Origin of the sequence: Amycolatopsis oliviviridis, assembly GCF_014654365.1 — a bacterium.
In the GTDB taxonomy this organism is placed as follows: Bacteria; Actinomycetota; Actinomycetes; order Mycobacteriales; family Pseudonocardiaceae; genus Amycolatopsis; species Amycolatopsis oliviviridis.
This window is the reverse complement of record NZ_BNAY01000001.1, coordinates 311,157-332,519: the sequence shown is the minus strand read 5'-3', so window position 1 is coordinate 332,519 and position 21,363 is coordinate 311,157. Positions and strand designations below refer to the sequence as shown.

General features: G+C 70.6%; 12 protein-coding genes. 1 reads left to right on the top strand and 11 read right to left on the bottom strand.

Translation table 11 applies throughout. The annotated features are described in order from the left end of the window. Nucleotides 1–54: 54 nt before the first annotated feature. The 10 genes from IE302_RS01085 to IE302_RS01040 form a co-directional block, all read right to left on the bottom strand. Nucleotides 55–1,032: an alpha/beta hydrolase gene (locus tag IE302_RS01085; protein WP_191250818.1), complete on the bottom strand. Its 978-nt coding sequence runs from the start codon at nt 1,030–1,032 to the stop codon at nt 55–57. Nucleotides 1,033–1,045: 13 nt separating this feature from the next. Further along, nucleotides 1,046–2,629: an acyl-CoA carboxylase subunit beta gene (locus IE302_RS01080; protein WP_191250816.1), complete on the bottom strand. Its 1,584-nt coding sequence runs from the start codon at nt 2,627–2,629 to the stop codon at nt 1,046–1,048. Continuing rightward, a complete protein-coding gene (locus IE302_RS01075) occupies nt 2,626–9,024 on the bottom strand; it encodes a type I polyketide synthase (RefSeq protein WP_191250814.1) in 6,399 nt (2,132 codons plus the stop codon). The genes IE302_RS01080 and IE302_RS01075 overlap by 4 nt, the downstream gene beginning before the upstream one ends. Beyond that, nucleotides 9,021–10,781: a fatty acyl-AMP ligase gene (locus IE302_RS01070; RefSeq protein ID WP_191250812.1), complete on the bottom strand. Its 1,761-nt coding sequence runs from the start codon at nt 10,779–10,781 to the stop codon at nt 9,021–9,023. The genes IE302_RS01075 and IE302_RS01070 overlap by 4 nt, the downstream gene beginning before the upstream one ends. Nucleotides 10,782–10,951: 170 nt before the next feature. Further along, on the bottom strand, nt 10,952–12,358 hold the full coding sequence (locus tag IE302_RS01065; protein WP_191250810.1) for an MFS transporter: 1,407 nt from the start codon (nt 12,356–12,358) through the stop codon (nt 10,952–10,954). 381 nt (nt 12,359–12,739) lie between these two features. After that, entirely contained in the window at nt 12,740–13,657 is a 918-nt protein-coding gene (locus IE302_RS01060; RefSeq protein ID WP_191250808.1) for a helix-turn-helix transcriptional regulator, read from the bottom strand. 217 nt (nt 13,658–13,874) lie between these two features. Next, entirely contained in the window at nt 13,875–15,644 is a 1,770-nt protein-coding gene (locus IE302_RS01055) for an alpha/beta hydrolase (RefSeq protein WP_191250806.1), read from the bottom strand. A gap of 168 nt (nt 15,645–15,812) precedes the next feature. Next, nucleotides 15,813–16,268, bottom strand: a complete 456-nt coding sequence (locus IE302_RS01050) for a flavodoxin family protein (RefSeq protein WP_191250804.1) — start codon at nt 16,266–16,268, stop codon at nt 15,813–15,815. Between the two features lie 81 nt (nt 16,269–16,349). Continuing rightward, the gene (locus tag IE302_RS01045; protein ID WP_191250802.1) at nt 16,350–17,249 is read right to left on the bottom strand and encodes a serine hydrolase; all 900 of its coding nucleotides are present in this window, start codon (nt 17,247–17,249) and stop codon (nt 16,350–16,352) included. Continuing rightward, the gene (locus IE302_RS01040; RefSeq protein ID WP_191250800.1) at nt 17,246–18,127 is read right to left on the bottom strand and encodes a LysR family transcriptional regulator; all 882 of its coding nucleotides are present in this window, start codon (nt 18,125–18,127) and stop codon (nt 17,246–17,248) included. Before IE302_RS01040 ends, IE302_RS01045 begins: the two co-directional genes overlap by 4 nt. Before the next feature lie 101 nt (nt 18,128–18,228). On the opposite strand from IE302_RS01040, the gene bla reads away from it, so the two are divergent. Further along, nucleotides 18,229–19,131 carry a class A beta-lactamase gene (gene bla, locus IE302_RS01035; RefSeq protein WP_191250798.1) on the top strand — a complete coding sequence of 301 codons (903 nt, stop codon included), beginning with the start codon at nt 18,229–18,231 and terminating at the stop codon, nt 19,129–19,131. Nucleotides 19,132–19,180: 49 nt separating this feature from the next. Here the strand turns inward: bla and IE302_RS01030 are convergent, their stop codons facing one another. Further along, on the bottom strand, nt 19,181–21,055 hold the full coding sequence (locus IE302_RS01030; RefSeq protein WP_191250796.1) for a Calx-beta domain-containing protein: 1,875 nt from the start codon (nt 21,053–21,055) through the stop codon (nt 19,181–19,183). Between the last annotated feature and the right edge of the window lie 308 nt (nt 21,056–21,363).

Sequence of the window (21,363 nt, the reverse complement as noted above, 5' to 3'; positions counted from 1 at the left end):
CGTGAAGGCCCCCTTCCCTCGGCTGAGCAGAGGGAAGGGGGCCTTCACGCGCGGTCAGAGGCCGAGGCCGCCGGCCAGGACCGGCCACGAGTTCCGCAGCGCCCGCTGCCAGTAGGGCCAGCTGTGCGTACCGTCGCCGTAGTAGTCGACGGTCACCGGGATCCCCTTGGACTTCAAGCGGTCCGTGAAGCTCACCGAGGAAGCCAGCGCCTGCGGTTCGAAGATGTCGGACTGGCCCGGCGGGTCGAGCGGACCGGTCTTGCCGTTCCCGCAGGAGATGTAGAGCGCCGTGCCGCGCAGGTCGTCGACGTGGTCGAACGGGTTGTTCGCCGACCAGATCGGCCGCATCCCCCAGCTGTCGCCCCAGAGTTCGAGGTAGTTGAAGATCCCCGCCCTGGCCAGGATCCCCTGGATGAACAGCGGAGCTCCCTGGTTCAGGGTGTTCGGCACGCCGCTGTAGGACGCCGCCGCGGCGAACATCCCCTGGTGCTTGTACGAATACGCGAGCGCGCCGTATCCCCCGATCGACAGTCCGGCGATCACCCGGCGCGTGCCCGCCCGGTAGCCGCGCTCGACGATCTGCCGCACTTCGAGGGTGTGGAAGGTGTCCCAGTCCGGGGTGCTCTTGAGGCCGAAGTTCCACCACTTCGTGTACATCCCGGCGGGACCGCCGGTCGGCATGACGACGAGGGCGTCCTTGTCCGCGGTGAACGCCTTGACGTCGGTGAACTGGTCCCACGAGCGGTAATCGACCGGTTCGCAGCAGCCGTGCAGCAGGTACAGCGTGGGCCACGTCCGCGCGGGTTGCGCGGCCCAGCCGGGCGGGACCAGCAGGCGGACCATGCCGGTGGTGCCGAGCGCGGGCGAGCTGATCTTGAGGTCGACCGTGCGCGCGTCCAGCCAGGTCTCTTCGACGACCTTCGCGCCGTCGTCGGCAGTGGCCTGCGCGGGAGCGGCGACCGCGGGGATCGGGCTGCCGAGCAGGGCGACCATGGACACCACGAGCAGACCCCAGCGCCGCCTTCGGTTCATCACTTCTCCTCGCTCACAAAGGAATGTTTCCGTGTTTCTTGGCCGGGAGGGTCTGCCGTTTGGTCCGCAGTGCCCGCAGGGCCCTCGCCACTTGCAGACGGGTCTGCGACGGCGCGATGACCTGATCGACGTAGCCGCGTTCCGCTGCCAGGTAAGGGTTCGAATGCCGTTCGCGGTACGCCTCGGTGAGCCGTCTCCGTTCGGCCGACCGCTGTTCCGGCGGTAGCTCGGCCAGTTCGCGCCGGTGCAGCACGCGCACCGCGCCCTCCGCGCCCATGACCGCGATCTCCGCGGTCGGCCAAGCCAGGTTGACGTCGGCGCCGAGATGCTTCGACCCCATCACCGCGTACCCGCCGCCGTAGGCCTTGCGGATCACGACGGTCACCTTCGGCACGGTCGCTTCGGCGTAGGCGTAGATCAGTTTCGCCCCGCGCCGGATGATCCCGTGCCGTTCCTGCGCCGCCCCGGGCAGATAGCCGGGGACGTCGGCGAGGGTGAGGATCGGGATGCCGAAGGCGTCGCAGAACCGGACGAACCGCGCGGCCTTCTCCGAGGCGTCGATGTCGATCACGCCCGCCTGATGCCGCGGCTGATTGGCCACGATACCGACCGTCCGGCCCTGCACGCGGCCGAACGCGCAGATCATGTTCGGTGCGAAGGTGCTGTGCACTTCGGTGAATTCCCCGTCGTCGACGAGGCGCGCGATGACCTCGGTCATGTCGTAGGCCTGGTTCAGCGAATCGGGCACCACGCGGTCGAGTTCGAGATCGGCGGCGGTGAGGTCGGGAGCGGTCTCGTCGGCGTACTCCGGGACGCCGTCGAGGTTGTTGGACGGCAGGTAGCCGAGCAGTGTCCGCACCCAGTCGATCGCGTCGTGCTCGTCGGTAGCGCGGTAGTGGGCGTTCCCCGAGATCTCGCTGTTCACCGCCGCGCCGCCGAGTTGCTCCGAGGTGACCCGCTCGCCGCTGACGGCGTGCACGACGTCCGGCCCGGTGACGAACATGTGCGCGGTCTCGTCGACCATCACCGTGAAGTCGGTGATCGCCGGCGAGTAGACCGCGCCGCCCGCGCAAGGACCCATGATCAGCGAGAGCTGCGGGATGACGCCGGACGCGAGCGCGTTGCGCCGCCCGAGTTCGGCGTAGTAGGCCAGCGAGACGACGCCTTCCTGGATCCGGGCGCCGCCGGAGTCGTTGATCCCGATCACCGGGCAGCCCAGTGTCATCGCCAGGTCCATCACCTTGAGGACCTTTTCGCCGAAGACCTCGCCCATGCTGCCGCCGAATACGGTGAAGTCCTGCGAGAACAAGCACACCTGCCTGCCGTCGACGGTGCCGTGCCCGGTCACCACGCCATCGCCGTACGGCCGATGGGCGTCCATTCCGAACTCGGCGCACCGGTGCCGCGCGAACTGGTCGAGTTCGACGAAGGATCCCGGGTCCAGCAACAGATCGACGCGTTCGCGCGCGGTCAGCTTGCCCTTGGCGTGCTGCCGGTCGACGGCGCGTTTCTCCGCGATCCGGACGGCTTCGTCTTGGCGGGCGGCGAGATCGGCGATGCGGAACGCCGTCGTCGGCGCGAACGGGACGTCGGTCATGGCCTCGCCGCCCTCGGTGCCGCGAGCCGCGCCGCGAGTGCCTCGGCGACCACCGCGACATGCGGCGGGTCGATCATCGACAGGTGATCGCCCGGGACGCGCACGATCTCCAGGTCGGCGCAGTGGGCGTCCCAGCCGAGGGCATCGTCGGTGCGCAGGTAGCGCGGGTCGAGGGTGGTGGTCAGCGGATGCGGCTCCTGCGCCCGCACCAGCAGCACTCGCCCGGTGTACGGTTCCGGTGCGTAACGCTCGGCGACCCGTGCGTCCACATAGGACTCATACTGATGTCGCAGCACACCCTGGCCCATCCCGGGCACCCGCGCGGCCAGCCTGTCGATCACCAGCCGGATCTGTGCCTCGTCGTCGAGCCGGACGAGGTCCTCGCACGGGATGTCCAGCGGGACCCCGTAGGTCTGTTCGACGTGTTCGGCGAACCGGTCGAACCGGTCGAGCAGGATCTCGTGCGCCGGTATCCCGGGCGCGGGCGACGGCAGGATGCTGTCGATCATGACCACCAGGTCGACCCGCTCCCCCGCCGCCGTCAGCCGCCGGGCCGTCTCGTAGGCGAGGCAGCCGCCGAACGACCAGCCGCCCAGCCGGTACGGGCCCTGGGGCTGGATCTCCCGGATCAGTTCGAGGTAGCACTCGGCCTTGCCCTCGACGGTGTCCTCGTCGTCGATCCGTTCGAGCCCGTAGACGGCCCTGCCCTCCGGCAGGAGGCGGACGAGCCCGTCGTAGACGCTCGTCGGGCCGCCCGCCGGATGGAACAGGAACAGCGGATCCGCGCCACCTTCGCGCAGCGGCCGGACCGGACAGTCGCCGCGTCCCTCGATCCGGTCACGCAGCAGGTCGGCCATCGCGGCGATGGTCGGCGTGGCGAAGAGCCGGTCGGGGACGGCTCCGAGCTGCCCGGCGACCACCGCGCGCAGCCGATCGGCCGCTTCGGCGTCGCCACCCGCGGCGAAGAAGTCGTCGTGGACGCCGGGCTCGGCGCCACCCAGTTCCGCCTGCCAGTGCCGGGCGACCCAGCGTTCGGCCGGATCCCGGGGGCCGACCGCCACGCTCGGCCCGGCCCGCAGCGAGCCTGTCCTGCCGAATCCTGCCTGGTCCGCGAGATGATCGGCGAGTTCGGCGAGGCTGGCGCCGCGCAACAGCAGGGGAATCGGCAGCGGCAGGCCGAAATCGCGTTCCACGACGCCTTTGGCACGCATCGCGGTGAGCGAGTCCAGGCCGAGCCCGGTGAGCGGAACGTGTCTGTCGATCCCGTCCGCGACGAGACCCAGCATCCCGGCGACGAGCCCGGCCAGGTAGTCGGCCAGCATCTCGCGGGCGGCTTCCGGCAGGACCGCCCGCAGCGCCTCCAATCCGTCCCAAGTGGACGGTCCGGCTCCCGGTTCCTCCTTCGGTACCAGGATCTCGAAGAACGGACGCGCCGCGAGTCCCGGGAACAGGGCCAGTACGGTTCCGGCGTCGACGCGGGCGATCCCGGTCGCCCCGCGATCCCGCTTCAGCACGGCGTCCATCGCCGCCAGTGCCTCCCCGGTGCCGAGCGGTTCGAGCACCGGGTTGCGGTTGCCGACGGCCGCGCCGGCCTCGCCCCAGGCTCCCCAGCCGATGGTCGCCGCCGGTAATCCGCCTGCCCGGCGCCAGGAGACGAGCGCGTCCACCCACGCGTTCGCGGTCGCGTAGGCGGCCTGCCCCGGCGATCCGAACAAGGCGGCCGCCGACGAGTACGTCAGCCACCAGTCGAGTTCGTGTCCGGCCGTCGCCTCGTGCAACCGCCACGCGCCCAGCGCTTTCGCGCGCCAGACGGCTTCGACAGCGCCGGTCTCGACGCTGGCAGCGGCACCGTCGGACAGCACACCGGCCGCGTGCAGCACGCCACGCAACGGCACGCCGTCTTCCGTGGCGGCCGCGATCAGCGCCTCGGCCGTTCCCGGCTCGGCGATGTCACCCGCGACGACGCGGACGTCGGCGCCCAGGTCACGCAGGTCCGCGAGCATCGGTTCGGCTTCGGGACCCGCGCCACGGCGACCGGAGAGGACCACCCTGGTCGCGCCACGGTTCGCCAGCCAGTCCGCCGCGACCAAGCCGAGTCCGCCCAGACCGCCGGTGATGATGTAAGCGCCTTCGCGCACCACGGCTTCGTGCTCGGGCTCACCGAGTTCCGGGCGGGCCAGGACCCGCGTGTACCGGACGCCTTCACGCCAGGCGATCTCGTCGTCCGGTGCGTCCGCGCGGATCTCGGCGACCAGCCTGCCGAGCCACAAGCGGGCGGGATCCGGCTCGGCGTCGAAGTCGACCTGGCTCGCCCGCAGCCCGGGATGTTCGAAGGCGAGGACCCGGACCAATCCGCGCGGCCACGCCTGACCGGGGTCACCGCGCTCACCGGGTTCGATGGCCGACGCCCCGGCGCTCACCAGCCACAAACGCGGGGTGTGCGCCGCTTCGGCCAGTTCGGCGACGACGCCGGAGAGCGTGGCGACCGTTCGCGCGGCCTCCCTCGGATCCGTGGCCGGGACACCTACGAGTACTCCCGCCACCGCCCGGGATCGCAGGATTTCCGCCAGTGCGGCACGGTCTCCGAGCGGCGCCGTCACCAGTTCGTCGCCGGATTCGGCGAGCCGGTCGCGCAACGCCGCCGGCCAGGGCATGTCGTCGTGCAGCAGGACCCAGGTGCGTGCGCCCGGTTCCGCGACAGGCAGCTCGGCCCGCCGCCACACCGTTTCGAACAGCAGGTCCGTCATCGGCACCGGCAGCGCCGATCGCTGGAACCGGCGGCAGTAGACCTCGCGGAACTCGACCAGGACGACGTCGTCGGCGTCGACCAGCTGGACACCGCCGACCAAGCCGTCACCGGCCGGATCGAGCGAGTCGAGCACGGCGTCGACCCGGACGCCGCGGCGTGGATCCCCGGCGAGGACGACTTCGCCCAGGGTCAGCGGCAGGAAGACGCCGTCGGCTTCGCGCAGCGCGTCCCCGGCCGCCGCGGCCAGCGCGTGCAGGCAGGCGTCGGCGGTCACCGGGTGCAGCACATACGCCGCGTCATCGGCGGGCAAGGTGATCGACGCCGAGGCGCGGCCCGGCACCGCCACGACTTCGCTCAGTCCGCGGAAAGCGGGACCGTAGCTCTGCCCCATCCCGGCCAGCATCCGGTAGAGGTCGACCGGCCGCGCGTCCCCGCCGACCGCGCCGAACGGCACCACCGGCGTCTCCCCGTCGCGGACGCGGGCGGTGGCGTGCCGGGTCCAGCCGCCGTCCGCGGAACGCGCGTAGACGTCCACTTCGGACGGTCCGGAGCCGGTGCTCAGGCTGGTCGTCACCTCGGTGCGCGCGGCGAGCGGGAGCACCCGGTGCAGTTCGAGGCCGCCGACGCGCAGTTGCCCGGCCGATCGCCGGACCGCCTTGGCCGCCGCGAGCGCCAGTTCGAGGAACCCCGCGGCGGGGAACAGCGGGACGCCCATCGCCGCGTGATCGGCCAGCCAGGGCAGCACTTCCGTCCCGACGTCCGCGTTCCACAGGTGTCCGTCGCCGGTCGGCTGTTCGATGTGGACGCCCAGCAAGGGATGTGTGCCACCGGATCCGGACCGGGCGGCCGGGCGCCGCGGCCAGAACCGCCGGTGCCGCCAGCGCGGACCGGGCAGCTCGACCGGGACCGGGCGCGGGCCCCGGGCGTCGAGTACACCGGGCACGCCGAGGGTGTGCAGCCGCGCGAGCGTGGCCAGGAACGCGATCCGTTCGTCGATCTTGCGGCTCGCCGACGGCAGCGCGAGCGCGCCGGTGCTCTGCTCGATCGCGGCCAGCGCCACCGGATGCGGGGAGATCTCGACGAACACGCCGTAGCCGTCGGCGGTCGCCGCCGCCAGTGCCTGGCTGAACCGCACGGGACGGCGCAGGTTCGCCGCCCAGTACTCGACGTCGAACGTCGGCGACCACTGCGGATCGTCGAGAACGCTGCTGTAGCAAGGGATCTCGGCCGGTCGTGGGGAGAGTCCGTCGAGCTCGGCGCGGAACCGGCCGAGGACGGCGTCGACGGCCTCCGAATGTCCGGCGCCCCCGACCGGCAACCGTCTCGCCAGTCTTCCGAGGCTTTCGACGTGCGAGACCAGGGCCTCGACCTGGTCGGCGTCGCCGCTGACGGTGCACTGGACCGGCGAGGCGTAGACCGCGACGGTGATGCCGGGGAACTCCGCTTCCAGGTCGGCCAGTTCGGCCGGGGACAGTTCGACCACGGCCATCGCGCCGTCGCCGCTCGCGTCGACCTCGGCGAGCAACCTGGCCCGTGTGGTCATCACGCGCAGGCCGTCGGCGACGTCGAGCGCTCCCGCGACGACGGCGGCCGCGACCTCGCCCATCGAATGCCCGAGTACCGCGTCCGGGACGACGCCGTGCGCGCGCCAGAGCCCGGCGAGCGCGAGCTGCATGCCGAACAGCGCGAGTTGCGTCGCGCCGAGGTCCGGCAGGTCGCGCTCGCCGGAGAGCACCTCGCGCAGGGAGAATCCGGCTTCCTCGCGGAACACCGGATCGAGTGCTTCCACCTCGGTGCGGAACGCGGGCTCGGTGCGCAGCAGGAGACGCCCCATCCCGGGCCACTGCGAGCCGTAGCCGGAGAAGACGAACACGACGTCGGGCACGGGCCCTGTCTCGACGGCGGTCATTTCGCGCACCGCGGCGGCGGCCCGGTCACGCTCCCCGGCGACCACGGCGCCGCGGACCGGCAGGTGGTCCCGGCCTCGCGCCAGCGTCGCGGCCACGGCGTCCAGCGGTACCGTGCGGTGCTCTTCGAGCCAGTCCGCCAGATCGGCGGCCCGCGCTCTGAGGACTTCAGGCGATTGGGCCGACAACGCCAGCACCTGTGGGCCTTGCGTTTCCTTCCTGCGAGCGGGGAACGAAGTGGCGGGCCACTCTTCGACGACGATGTGGGCATTGGTGCCGCCGAAGCCGAACGCGGAGATCCCGGCGCGCGCGACACCCGAGTAACGCGGCCAGTCCGCCCCGGTCCCGACCACGCGCAGGCCGAGGCCGGCGAAGTCGATGTGCGGGCTGGGTTCCCGGTAGTGCGGGGTCGGTGGCAGCCGCCGGTGGACCATCGCGAGGACGACTTTGATCAGCCCGGCGATCCCCGCCGCGCCTTCGAGATGGCCCAGGTTTCCCTTGACCGAGCCGATCAGGAGCGGGCGACCGGGTTCGCGTCCGGCTCCGAGCACCGCGCCGAGCGCGCCCGCCTCGATCGGATCCCCCAGCTCGGTGCCTGTCCCGTGTGCCTCCACGTAGTCCACAGAGGACGGTTCGACACCCGCCGCCGCGTACGCGTCACGCAGCAGGGCGGCCTGCGCGCCGGGGCTGGGCGCGACGAGCCCGTTGGACCGGCCGTCGGAGTTCACCGCGCTGCCCCGGATCACCGCGAGCACCCGGTCCCCCGCGCGTCTGGCGGCCTTCAGCGGCTTGAGCACGACGACGCCGCAGCCCTCACCTCGGACGATGCCGTCGGCAGCGGCGTCGAACGGCTTGCAGTGCCCGTCCGGGGCGAGCACTCCGGCCCGGCGGAAGGTCTCGGTGACCGCCGGGGTGAGCATCAGGTTCACTCCGGCGACGAGTGCCGTCGCGCATTCGCCCCGGCGCAGGCTCTGCACCGCTTGGTGCACCGCCACCAGCGAGGACGAACAGGCCGTGTCGAGGGTGAGACTGGGCCCGCGCAGGTCGAACAGGTACGAGAGCCGGTTGGCGGCGATGCTCGTCGCGGCACCGGTGGCGGACCAGACGTCGACGGCGGCGGGATCGGTCATCGTCAGCCGGCCGTACTCGCCCGCCGAGAGCCCGACGAACACCCCGGTGCGGCTTCCCCGCAGCGTCGACGGCGGGATCCCGGCGTGTTCCAGTGCCGCCCAGGTGACTTCGAGCAGCATCCGCTGCTGGGGATCCATCGCTTCGGCCTCGCCCGGCACGATGCCGAAGAAGTCGGCGTCGAAACCGGCGATGTCGTCGAGGAACCCACCGCGGCCGAAGTCCGCCTCCCGACGGTCTTCGGGGGCGTCGCGGACGCCGTCGCCGCCGACGTCCAGGAAGCGCCAGTACTGCTCCGGCGACTCTGTCCCGCCCGGCAGGCGGCAGCCGAGGCCGACGATCGCGATCGGTTCTTCCTCGCGGTTTTCGACGTCCGCGACAGCGTCATGCTCCACTGTGGACAGATGGTCGGCCAGCGCGGCGATCGTCGGGTGTTCCCACACCAGGGTCGGCGCCAGCGGGCGGCCGAGGGACCGGCCGAGGTCCGCGGCCAGCTCCATCGACTCCCGCGACGAAAGCCCGCTCTCGTGCAACGGCCGATCCGGGTCCACGGAAGACCCCGTCCGGTCCGCCACCCACGCGATGAGCCAGGCGCGGATCCCCGCGGTCATCCGAGCCGCCGCGCGGTCAGCACACCATCCACATAGGACTTCCGGCACAGCGCCCGGCTGATCTTGCCACTGGAGGTGCGCGGCACCTCTCCTGGGGCGAGGAAGACGACGTCGTGCGGGCGCAGACCGTGCGCGGTCGAGACCGCCCTGCGGATCTCCGCGGTCGCGACGGCGACGTCGTCCTCGGCTCCCTTGGCCAGTTCCACCACCACGACCGCCGCTTCGCCGTCTTCGCGCTCGATCGCGAAGGCCGCGGCGGAATGCGGCCGGACCGCGGGATGGTCCTCCACGGTCTGTTCGATGTCCTGCGGGTAGTGGTTGCGGCCGTCGACGATGACTAGGTCTTTCAGCCTGCCGGTCATGAACAGCTCGCCGTCGTGACGCACGCCGAGGTCCCCGGTCGCCAGCCAGCCGGCGCCGGAGTCCGGGTCGATCGGCGGCAGGCCGAAGACCGCGACGGACGCGCCGGGCAGCCCCCAGTAGCCGACGCCGACGTTCGGGCCGTTGACCTGGATCTCCCCCACCCGGCCCGGTTCGACCAGCGCCCCGGTGACCGGATCGGCGATGCGAATCCGTTGCCCCACGGGGTGGCCGCAGGACACGAGCGTGGTGGACGCGACGCCGGGAGCGGCGGGGATCGCGAGCCCGGCGGCGAGCCGGTCGCGGTCGAAGGTGACCTGTCGCGGTGCCTTGCCCGCCTCGGTGACGGAGACGAGCACGGTCGCCTCGGCCAGCCCGTAGGACGAACGATGGACCTCGGGACGCAGCCCGCACTCCTCGAAGGCGTCGTGGAACCTCGCGATGGTCGCGGGCAGGACCGGCTCGCTTCCGTTGATCAGCGCGACGACCCGGCTCAGTTCGAGGTAGCTCTTCTCGGCCTCGGTCACCCGGGACGCGCTGTAGGCGTACGCGAAGTTGGGGGCCGCGCTGATCGCTCCGGGGCTGGCCGACAGCGCGCGCAGCCAGCGTGACGGGCGTTCGAGGAACGCGAGCGGGTCCATCAGGACCGAGGCCACGCCGGCGGCCATCGGCGCGCCGATGCCGAGGATCAGGCCCATGTCGTGGAACAGCGGCAACCAGCTGACGGTGGACGTCGTCCCGGTTTCGATCGCGTAGGCGTCGCAGGCCTGCCGGGCGTTGGTGAGCGCGTTGCGGTGGGTCAGCATCACGCCGGCCGGAGTCCGCGTGGACCCGGACGTGTACTGCAGGTACGCCAGTGCGTCAGGTTCCGGTCGCGGCCAGGAACGTTCACCGGCCGCGACCGAAGCAGGGATGTCGACGGCTAGCACGGCGGGCCGCTCGATCTCCGTCGAGGCGAGGAAACCGGCGACGGCGTCGATCCCGTCGGCGGTGGCGAGCACGACCCGCGGCGCGCAGTCCTCCAGCACGGCGGCCAGCCTGCCCGCGTGCCCGGGAAGGTCCGGCGCGAACAGCGGGACCGCGACCAGCCCGGCCCGGATCACGCCGAGGAACGCGACGACGTAGTCGGTGGACTGCCGCGCCAGGATCGCCGCCCGCTCCCCCGGCGCGGCGAAGGTGACCAAGCGCGTTGCGAGAGCCTCGACGCGGTCGTCGAGTTCGCGCCAGGACATGGTGACCGCCCGGCCGTCCGCACCGGTGCGATGGTCGAGGTAGGTCACGGCGACCTCGTCACCGAGCCGCCGCGCCCAGTACTCCAGCAGCGTCGCGAAGGACTCTCCAGCGGGTGTTTCGTCCTGACCGCGGGCGGCGACGACCGTTTCCGAAATGGTTTCCATGGCCCCTCGTTTGACGACGTGAGCAGGAGCGGGTGAATGCGGAACGGCGCCGTTGCCGAAAGCGGATTCCATTCCGGGGACCGTTCTTTTCTCTGCCCGGAACTGTATGGATCACAGTCGAAGAGTGTCAATGAAAGGACCCTGAAACGCTCACGGCGGTGCGACCGTGCTCACCGTGAGGAGAGAAACGGGGCATCCTCCTTGTCACCTCGGGACGAACTTTGCCCCGCCCGGGGATTCAGCAGCCGGAGCGCGAGGAACGCGCCGAGGAGTTCCAGCCCCGCCGCGGTCAGCAGACCCGCCGTGTAGCCGTCCGCGAGTGCGGAGGCGTTACCTTCGCCGAGCCGCGCCGTGCGTACCACCGTCAGCACGGTCCCGATCAGCGCGACGCCCAGCGCGCTCGACAGTTCCCGGGACGCGGTGAGCAGCCCGGAGGCGGTGCCCGCGTGCCGGTCCGCCACGATTTCCAGCGCGTACGAGGTCAGCGGCGTGGTCAAGGCCGATCCCGCGCCGATCAGCACCAGCCCGGGAATCCTCGGCAGGACTTCCGGGACATGGTTCACGACGGCGACCGCGAGCAGCCCGGCGGTCACCGTGGCCAGCCCCGCCGCGACCGTCCGATGTGGACCGAATCGCGGCACGGCCCACGGCACCAGCGGCGTCGCGGCGACGACCGCGACCGCCACCACGACCAGCGGCGATCCGGCGAGAACCGGTCCGAGTCCGAGGGATTCCTGATGCAGCAACGGGGTGAAGAAGAAGACTCCCGAAACCCCCAGCCCCCACAGCAACTGCACGATGAGCGCGCCGAGGAAGACCCGCTGACCGGTCAGTTCGCCCGGAACCAGCCGGTCCCGGGCACGTCTTTCCCTGAGCACGAACCAGATCGCGAAGCCCGTTCCCGCGAGCCCGAGCAGCACGGGCGGCAGCGCACCGCCCTCGCCCAGTTCCACGACGGCGGCCGTGACCAGGACCATCCCGGTCGTCACCACGAGCATCGAGACCACGGCGGGCCGTCCCGCAGCCGAATCACGCCTGGCGACGGCGATCTTGCGCAGCAGAGCCAGCATCGCCGCCACGAAGGGGAGATTGACGAAGAAGATCCAGCCCCAGCCCAGATACTCGCTCAGCACGCCGCCGAGTGTCGGGCCGAGCGCCAGCGCGACCGCGAGACAGGCCGTCCACACCGTCGCGCCGACAGCCCGTCTTCGTTCGTCGAGGTTGGTGCGGAGCAGGCTCAGCAGGGCCGGGACCAGGAACGCGGCGGCGGCGCCTTGCAGTACTCGTGCGGAGATGACGAGCCAGGCCGTCGTGGCCAGCCCTCCGACCGCCGCCCCGGCGCCGAACGCGAGCAGCCCGGCGCGCAGGGTCGCGGCCTGCCCCCAGCGGTCCACCAGCGTGCCCGCGACCGGCAGGAGCCCGGCGAACGGGAGCATGTACCCGATGCTCACCCATTGCAGCGTGGGCAGATCGAGCGCGAGGTCACGGGCGATGGACGGCGCGCCCGCGGCGACGATCGTGTTGTCGAGGGTGGTGACGAAAGCCCCGAGCGCGATCATGACGAGCGTCGGTCGCATTTCACTCCTCGTGAGTGGCAATGACGGTGCTAGCCGTCTTTACCACTCACGAAACCCGCGCCCTTACTCACGTGACAATTTCCGACGGCCCCATTCGCACTCCCGCCAGGAAACCTCTCCGGTGGTGTCGGGTCGGGGTGGTCGTGAGTGGTAAGTGTCGTTCTAACCCCACTTACCACTCACGACCCCCTTGACCCACTCGGCACCGGCGCTTGCCTGCTTGCTGTACATGAAGGCCCCCTTGCTTGCGCCTATCGCAAGCAAGGGGGCCTTCATGTACTTCGGGGGGGGTGTGAAGGTCGAGTTTCCTCGGCTGAGCCGCGTGAAGGGGGCCTTCACGCGCACCGGCCGACTTCGCCTAGTTGATCGGCCCAGGTGGTGTCAGAGCCAGCCCTGACGTGACGCCTGCGCGCCCAGCTGGAACCGGGTCTGCGCGCCCAGCAGTTGTTGCAAGCGGCTGATGCGCCGGAGCACCGTGCGTTCGCTGACGCCGAGTTCGCGCGCGATCGCCTCGTCGGTCAGGCCTCCGCTCAACAGCGCGAGCAGACGACGCGTGGCGATGGTCGGTTCCTGCGCCGCTTCCGCGTCGTCCGGGCCGCCCGCCCGCACCGGCACCGCCATCCGCCAGAACGATTCGAACAGCTCGATCAGCGCGCTCAGCAGCATCGACGGATGGATCAGCAGCGCCAGCACGTCGCCGGCGTCGGAGTTCGGGACGGCGATCAGCGCGCGCCTGCTGTCGGCGATCACCAGCTTCAACGGCAGCCGGGGGAACACCCTGGCCTGTTCCCCGAGCGCGATGCTCGACTGCACCTGGGCGAATCCGTCGTCGTCCTGGAGCACGGACGAGTCGTAGACGACGCGGTAGGCGATGCCCCGCGCCATCGAGCCCGGCTGCACCGTGCTCACCTCGGCCTTCGGGCTCATGTACGACCCGGGATCCAGCGCGACGATGTCGACGCCCGACTGCGTCTGCATCGCCTCGAACGTGGCGATCACCTCGTCGCGGCTGCGCAGGACCTCGACGAAGTCCGCGTCCCGGCCGGTCCGCAGGGAGTACGCGGCGCCGAGCACTTCGGCCGCTTCCCGCGCGCGGACGGCCGCGGCTTCGTGCTGCGCGGCGAACGCCGACAGCGCCGCGCGCGGCGGGCACACTTCGACCCCGGACGCGCCGGACCGGACCAGGCCGAACCGCTCCAGTTCGGCCAGCTCGGCACCGGGCGTGGTCGGCCGCCCGTCCAGGAGGGCCCGGTACAGCTGCTCGGCCTCCATCGACAGGCCTCGCGACTCGGCGAGCATGACGCCTCTCCTCCCCCACCCGGGACCAACCGCCTGACATCGATGTCAGGCGTCGCGGAATCGCTGTTTCCGTTCAGTGGTCTTGAGGGGGAAAGCGGCGGGATCGTGCGCGTGAACCGGTAACGAAAGCATCACAGATCCCGGCGGGGGGCACACCGAAGAGGCTCCCGCGGGCCGGATCGGCTCGCGGGAGCCTCTGTTTCAGCGCTGTCGGGGACTACGCGTTCGCGGGCATCCCCTTCTCGTCGGCTTCCGGCGTGGCGGTGCCTTCGAGCAGCTCGCGGACGATCTCGTTCGCCTTCTTCACCTGGGGCGTGATCATCTTGATCTTGATCTTCCCGTCGTGCCCGAGGTTGCCGCCGACCTCGACCGTCTTGTCCTCACCCGGCAGGGGCAGGCCCTGGCAGCCGGTGAACTTCTTCTTCGGCATGAGGCCGGTCTGGAAGTAGGCGACGATCGGGTCGTCGACGCAGTCGGTGTTGTACGGGAAGATCCCGTGGCTGCCTTCGTTGTCGACGCTGATCATCTTGGCGCCCGGCAGGCCGTTAGCGGTGGCGAGCGCGCCTTCGTACGGCGTGGCCGCGTCGAGCTCGGTCTGCGCGATCAGCAGCTTCGGGAACGTCTTCGCCTCCGGCGCCGGCTTGGCGTTGGTGGTCGGCCAGAACGAGCACAGCGGCGCGCCGGAGAGGGCCATGATCGGCGCGATGAACGGTGCGTTCACGGTCAGGTCGGCCTGCCAGTAGGTCCAGTAGTGCGGGTTCTGGTTCCACTGGCCGTCCTGGCAGCGGATCGCCTCGAACGCCGCGTCCCAGGTCTCGACCTCGGCGCCGCCCTGGTAGGACGCCTTGCGCTCGACCGAGTCCTTCTTCGCGATGGCCTCCAGCGCGTTGCCCTTGGCCTTGGTCAGGAACGCCTTGTTCGCGTCGGTCAGGCCGGGGGTGGCCAGCGCCTTGGCGACGACCTGGTCGAGCTTCTGCGCGTCGGTCCCGGCGGGCGCCGGTCCCTTGGCCACCGCGGCCACCATCGAGGCCGCCGACGGATACTGCGTGGTGTCGTACATCGCCGGGATGATGAACCAGGCTGCGTAGAGCATGCCCGCGAATTCCCGGGTGCCGCCCGCCTTCTCCCAGTTGCGGCGGATCTCGAGCGGGTCGGTGCCCGCCTTGTACTTGGCGTCGTTGCGCGCGACGTAAGGCAGCAGCGCCTCCTGGAACTGGCGGTCACGGCTGCGGGGCTGCAGGTCCCAGGTCTTCTCCAGCGTCGAGCGGCTCGCGTCGGTCGACGAGTCGAGCAGGAACCGGTGCGCCTTGCCCGGGAACGTGGTGGCGTACCAGGTGCCGAGCCACGTGCCGTACGAGTAGCCGATGTAGCTGGTCTTCTTCTCGCCGAGCAGCACCCGGATGAAGTCCATGTCGTACGTGGTCTGCTCGGTGGTGACGAACTTCGTCAGCGGGTTCTTCAGGCAGCCCTCGACCTTCGCCCGGCTGATCACATTCTGATCCGTGCTGTCCGGGACGGTGTAGGTGCAGGTCAGCGGGGTGCTCTGGCCGACGCCGCGGGGGTCGAAGCCCACGAAGTCGTACTGCGAGGCCAGCACGGGGCTGCGCATCGCCATCGCGGCGCCCCACGGCAGGCCTTCGCCGCCGGGTCCGCCCGGGTTGACCAGCGCGATGCCCTGCCTGCCGGTGCCGGGGTAGGCGGTCGCGGTCTTCGAGACGCGAATGCCGATGGTGTTGCCGTCCTGCGGGTTGTGCCAGTCACGCGGCACCTGGACGGTGGCGCAGGCCAGGCCCTTGACCTTCTTCAGTTCGGCTTCCGTCGCCGGGGCGACCGAAGGGAACGAGCACTCGCCCCAGGCCACGGCCTGGTTGGTCAGCGCACCGGCGAGCGCGGCGGTGTCCGGGTCGGCCTTGGCCGCGGGAGCCGCACCCGCGGCGGGAGCCAGCACCAGGCCCGAGGCCAGGAACGCACCGGCGACGACGGCCACCGTGCCTCTCCGCGTCTTTCTCGTACTACTGATCACCATGTTCCCTTTCGACAGGAGCCCCCGACGTCCGTACGAGAAGTAAAGACGGGTGATCAGCTTTCCCACACGGCCCGGAGCTGGCGGATACCCGACATGGCAGGATCTCGACACCGAGCGGTGGTATCGCCTTCAACCACCGAGACCTTCGGCGAACCGTCGCGCGGCCTCGAAATCCGCCGTCCCGGGACGGTCTTTGCGGATCCCGCCGACGAGTTTGAACGGCGGCCAGGTGTCGAACGCCCGGCATGTGAACGTCCCCACGACGTCGAAGCCTTTCCGGCCGAGCGTCTCCGCGAAACGGCGGGTGTAGCGCCGGAACGGCGGCTCGGGCAGACCGCTCGTGGTGAACACGAACGCCTTCCGCCGCTGCTTCTCCGGCAGTTCCCGGACGAACCGGCGCAGGCGCGGATGGAGGTCCAGGTTGAAGATCCCCGAGCCGAAACCCACGAGGTCACAGGCGTCGAGTTCGGCCGGGTCGACCTCCTCGGGGCTCACGACCCGCGCGTCGAGCGCCTTCGCCATGGTCTCGGCGATCCGCGCCGTGTTGCCGTGGGACACCGAAACGCACACGATGACGACCTTCATGCCGATCCTCCTTTTCGCCGGTGCTTTCCCCTGGGAACCGGGCAGAAACGGAGTTCGTGACAACGGGCGCGGTGGCGCCCGTCACGCCCGCAGGTGATCGCGGAGTGCCCGCGCCACCCGGGCCATCAGCACTTCGGCCTCCGGCTGGATCGCCGCGGGGACCCGCGAGGCGGTCAGCGCGGCGATCGCGAAGATCCCGCCGTCGGCGTGTTCGACCACCCCGACCTCGTGCCGCATGTTCAGCACGGTGCCCGTTTTCGACGACCATTTCGTGGCGTCGGAGACGAAATCGGGGCTCAGCCGTTGACGCAGCAGGTTGAGTCCCATGAGCTCGCGCACCCTCGCCGCCACCTCATTGTCCACTTTGGACGGCTTCCACAGGGCTTCGAGCAGGTTCGCGAACGCGCGGGCCGAACCGGAACTCGCCCGCGTGACGTCGAGCTGGGGAACGGGATGTCCTTGCCCGGCGGTGCCCGCGGTGATCGCGAGCGCGTGCGCGAGATGGACGTCCGTCGGGTCGAAGCGCTCCGCGGGAGTGTCGCTGAGATCGGCGACCGGATGCCGCGCGGTGATCCCGGAAACGCCCCACTCGCGCGTCATCCTGGTGACCTCGGCGGGAGGTGTCAGCGCGAAGAGCGTGTCCGCCGCGGTTTCGTCGCTGATGGCCATGGTGAGGTAGAGGAGGTCGTCGATGGCCACCCTCGCGGGATGCCGGAATCGGGTCAGCCCGGTCGGGCCCGGCGCGGTGGCCCGGCCCGGCTCGACGTCGATCGGCGCCGAGCCGTCCAGCTCCCCCCGGCGGATCCGCTCCAGGGTCGCCGTCGCGAGCGGGATCTTCACCAGCGACGCGCTCGGGAACTCCAGTTCGGGATCGATGCCGATCTCGTATCCGGTCCGCAGATCCCGTACCAGGAACGAGCCGCGCAGGCCACCGTCGTCCAGTTCGGACCGCGACCGCGCGAGCAGCGTTTCCGTGTTCATGTCGTCTCCTCCGCGCCCAGGCACCGGGCGATGTCGGACCACAAGCGTCCCCTGATCCGCTGCGCGTCCTCGCCGAGGCCCGCCGTGATCTCGTAACCGCGCGCGAGCCGGATCTCGCCGATGGGCCGCCATCCCAGGCCGAGTTCGGTGGCCTGGGATGGCGAACACAGCAGCAGATCGTCCGAGCCGAACACGGCCGCCGCGGCGGCGGTGAGCGAATCGGCGACGGAGACCTGCGCGGGCCGCAGCCCCACCGAATCGCGGATCCGGAACAGCCGGTCCCGGACATGCGGCACGTCGTCCTCGGGCTGGATCCAGACCCGGCGAGGCGCACCGCCGGACCGGCCGACCCGCAACGTTTCCAGGTGCAGTGAACCCGCTCGCGGCCCGCCCGTGCCCGCCAGGCCGAGGACGACCTTCCACGCGCCTTCTTCGGCCGGGACGACGGTGAGTGCCGCACGAACCTCTTGCGTGCGCATGAGTTCCACTCGTTCTCTCGGCGGGGCCTGCCGGAGTTCCAGGAAGACGTCCAGTGTCCTTGCCGCCGCGTCGAGTTCGGCGAGCTCGCGGGTGGTGCAGGTCTCCGGCATCGCGAGCCGCAGCGGACGCAGTTTGGCGCGCTGCGCGTCGTGCTCCATCGCGTCGGCCAAGGCCACCAGCCGTTTCGCCGACGGCAGCATGTCGCGGCCGAACGGGGTGAGCCGCGCACGGCGGGTCGAGCGGTCGAACAGCCGCTCGCCGAAATGCCCTTCCAGGGCGGCGATCCGGCGGCTCGCCACCGGTTGGGGGATGCGGGCGAGCGCGGCTCCCGCGGTGAAGGTCCCCGCCTCACTCACGCTCACGAACGCCCGGCAGCTGCCGATCAGGTCCACGACCACATACTATGCATTATTCGCATGGAACAGGTCATTCGTGTCTTGGACAGCATGAGCGGCGCTGGCCAGACTGCGGACATCGAACGATCTTGAAAGGAATCACCGTGTCCGTCACTTCTCGCCGGTGGGCGGCCCTCCTGGCGCTCTCGGCCGTGTCACTCGCCGCGTGTTCCACGCCCGCTCCCCCGCAGCCGCCTGCCGCCACTCCCGCCGCCTCCGCGGTCGCGGCGTCCGCACAGGCCGACTTCGAGCAGCTCGAACGCACCTTCGGCGCCCGGCTCGGGGTGTACGCGATCGACACCGCGACCGGCCGCGAAGTCACTTTCCGCGCCGACGAGCGGTTCGCCTACGCCTCGACGCACAAGGTGTTCACCGCCGGCGGCGTCCTGCAGCGGACACCAGTCGCCGACCTGGACCGGACGGTGACCTACGGCCAGCAGGACCTCGTCTCCAACTCGCCGGTCACCGAGAAGCACGTCGCGACCGGCATGCCGCTGCGCGCGGTCATCGACGCCACCCTTCGCTACAGCGACAACACCGGCGGGAACCTGCTCTTCCGCGAGCTCGGCGGCCCCGAGGGTCTCAACGCGGTGCTGCGCGGGATCGGCGACACCACGAGCCACGCCGACCGGATCGAACCCGACCTCAACGACACCTTCCCGGGCGACAAACGGGACACCAGCACGCCTCGCGCCCTCGCCGCCGACTTGCGCGCCTTCGCCCTCGGCGATGCCCTGCCCGAGGACAAACGCAAGATCCTGGTCGACATGATGCGCGCCAACACCACCGGCGACGAGAACATCCGCGCCGGGGTCCCCGGCTGGCCGGTCGCGGACAAGACCGGCACGGCGGGATACGGGACACGCAACGACATCGGGGTCGTGTGGCCGCCGGACCGGGCCCCGATCGTCATCTCGGTCCTGACCGACCGGGCCACCAAGGACGCGAAGATCGACAACAAGCTGCTCGCGCAAGCCACCGCGGCCGCCGTCAAAGTCCTTCCCTGACCCACCGGGCGGACGGGGGTTTCCCGTCCGCCCGGCCGGTCTCACCGGATCAGCGCCGGCAGGGGTTACCCGCCGGATGCGCGGCGGTGCCGTGCACGTCGGCCTGCGATTCCGCGAGCACGATCTTCGCGAGCGCGGTGTCCAGCGCGACGGCCTGCTGCTTCACGACGCCGTTCGCGATCGTCTGGCCGTTGATCTTCAGCGAGCCGATGAACAGCGGAATGGTCAGCGGTGCCGAGCCCACCGTGATCGACTCGCCGTTGATCTTCAGCGAGGCGACGTTCGAACTGCCCGCCAGGACCGGGGCGAGCCCGCCCGGCGACGGCTGACAGGTCGCGGTGGCCTGCGACTGGATCACGCCGAGTTCGATCTTCAGCCCGAGCGTGCTGATCACCGTCTTGTCGATCTTGGCCGACGCCAGCGCGCGATCGCCCGCGGCCGGAGCCGCCGACTGGTCGTCCGGCGTGAGATCGGTCGACGCGGTCAGCACCTGGGTCTCCACCTTGATCAGCCCCGCGTTGAGCGTCGCGGCGGCGACGGTGCGATTGTCGTCGGCACACGGCAGGTTCGCCGGATTCGCCTGCGCCGCGGTCACCCCGAGGACGTTCGCCGCGGTGCCCGTGCAGGAGAAGACGCCGTCACGGTCGTCGTCGACGATCGTGCCGACCCCGGTCGCGTCGATCAGCCCGGCGCCCGACGGGGCCGAGAGAGTCACCGTGAACGTCTCGTTCGGCTCGTCGACGGTGTCCGGGTTGACCAGTACAGTCACCGGTTTGGCCGTCTGGCCCGGGGCGAACGTGACGGTCCCGCTCGCCGTCGCGTAGTCGGCGGGCGCGGTCGCGGTGCCGTTGGCGGTCGCGTACTTGACCGTCACCGGGTTCGGGCTGGGGCCGCCGAGCAGCGACACCGTGAAGGTCGCCGGGACCTGGGCTCCGCCCGAGCCTTCGTCGACCGACACGTCGTTGATGCTCAACCCGAGCACGCGCACGGTCGTGTTCTCGATGTACCCCCGCGAGATGCCGTCGACCTGGTAGTCGACGACACAGTGGTAGGTACCGGGCGCGGCGCCGGCCGACGCTTTGATCGTCTCGGTGAACGTGGCGACGTCGCCGCTGGTCACCTTGATGCTGCCGGGATCGTTGGTGACCGTGAGCTGCGGATCGCAGCTGGTCACCTTCGGGGTCACCGTGACCTCGATGGACTTGATGCCGTCCAGGATCGCTTGGGAGACCTGGCCGGCAGGGACGTTGTTCAGCAGCACGCCCCCCGTGGCCGAGGTGATCGCGGAGGCCTGCCCGGTGGAATCGAGCGCCCCGACGTTGACGGCGACCACGCGGATCTTCGCCGCCTGCAGCGCCGCGATGGTCTGGGCCAGGGTGTGCCCGCCGCTCGGATCGTGCGACGGCGCGTCGCCGAACCACGCGATGATGCGAGTACCGTCCGGCCGGAAGTCGACCGCTCCGGTGGCCAGCTGATAGAGGGCGTTCAGGTTCGCTTCCGGGGTGTCGCCACCGCCCGAGGCCACCCACTGGTCGATTCCCGCCTGGACCGCGGTGGTATCGCCGGTGATCCCTTGATTCACCTTGAAGGGCACCGAATCGGTGAAGTCCTTGTACTCGGCGACGCCGAACTTCGCGGTCGGCTGCGCGGCCAGGACGTCACCGGTGATGGCGCTGGCGTTCGACCGGACGTTGCCGATCGGCCCGCCCATGCTGCCCGTGGTGTCGGCGAGCAGGACGAGGTCGGGGTTCGGCGGTACCGCCGAGGTCGTCACGTTCTTGGTCACGGTCGTGCTCTGCCCCGCGTTGAGGGTCAGGTCGACGGTGGCCGGGTCCACCCCTGGCGGGGCCGCAGCGGCGACCGCGGTGGACGTGAGCATCGCCGTCACGGCGGTCAGGACGACGAGCAGTGGTCTTCGTGACATGGGTTTCCCTTTCGAGACCAGGCCCCAGGTGGAATTCCTGTGAGCTTCCTGAGAAAGACGGAACGATCCGCATTTCGTTAGCGCATTACGCGAACGTCACCCGGAGCGCCCCATGTCAAGCTGCTCAACGGGCTGTTACCGCGAATCCGGCCTACTGGGACCATGTCCGCGCTAGGCCAGGAAGTGGAAAGATCTCTGGCACCGCTCACTCACCAGCGTGAGAAAGGTCTGGCATTTCCACGTTTTCCGTGACCGCTTGGCCGCGCGGAACCCGATTTCGTGCGGGACTTCGGGCGCGAATAGGCCCC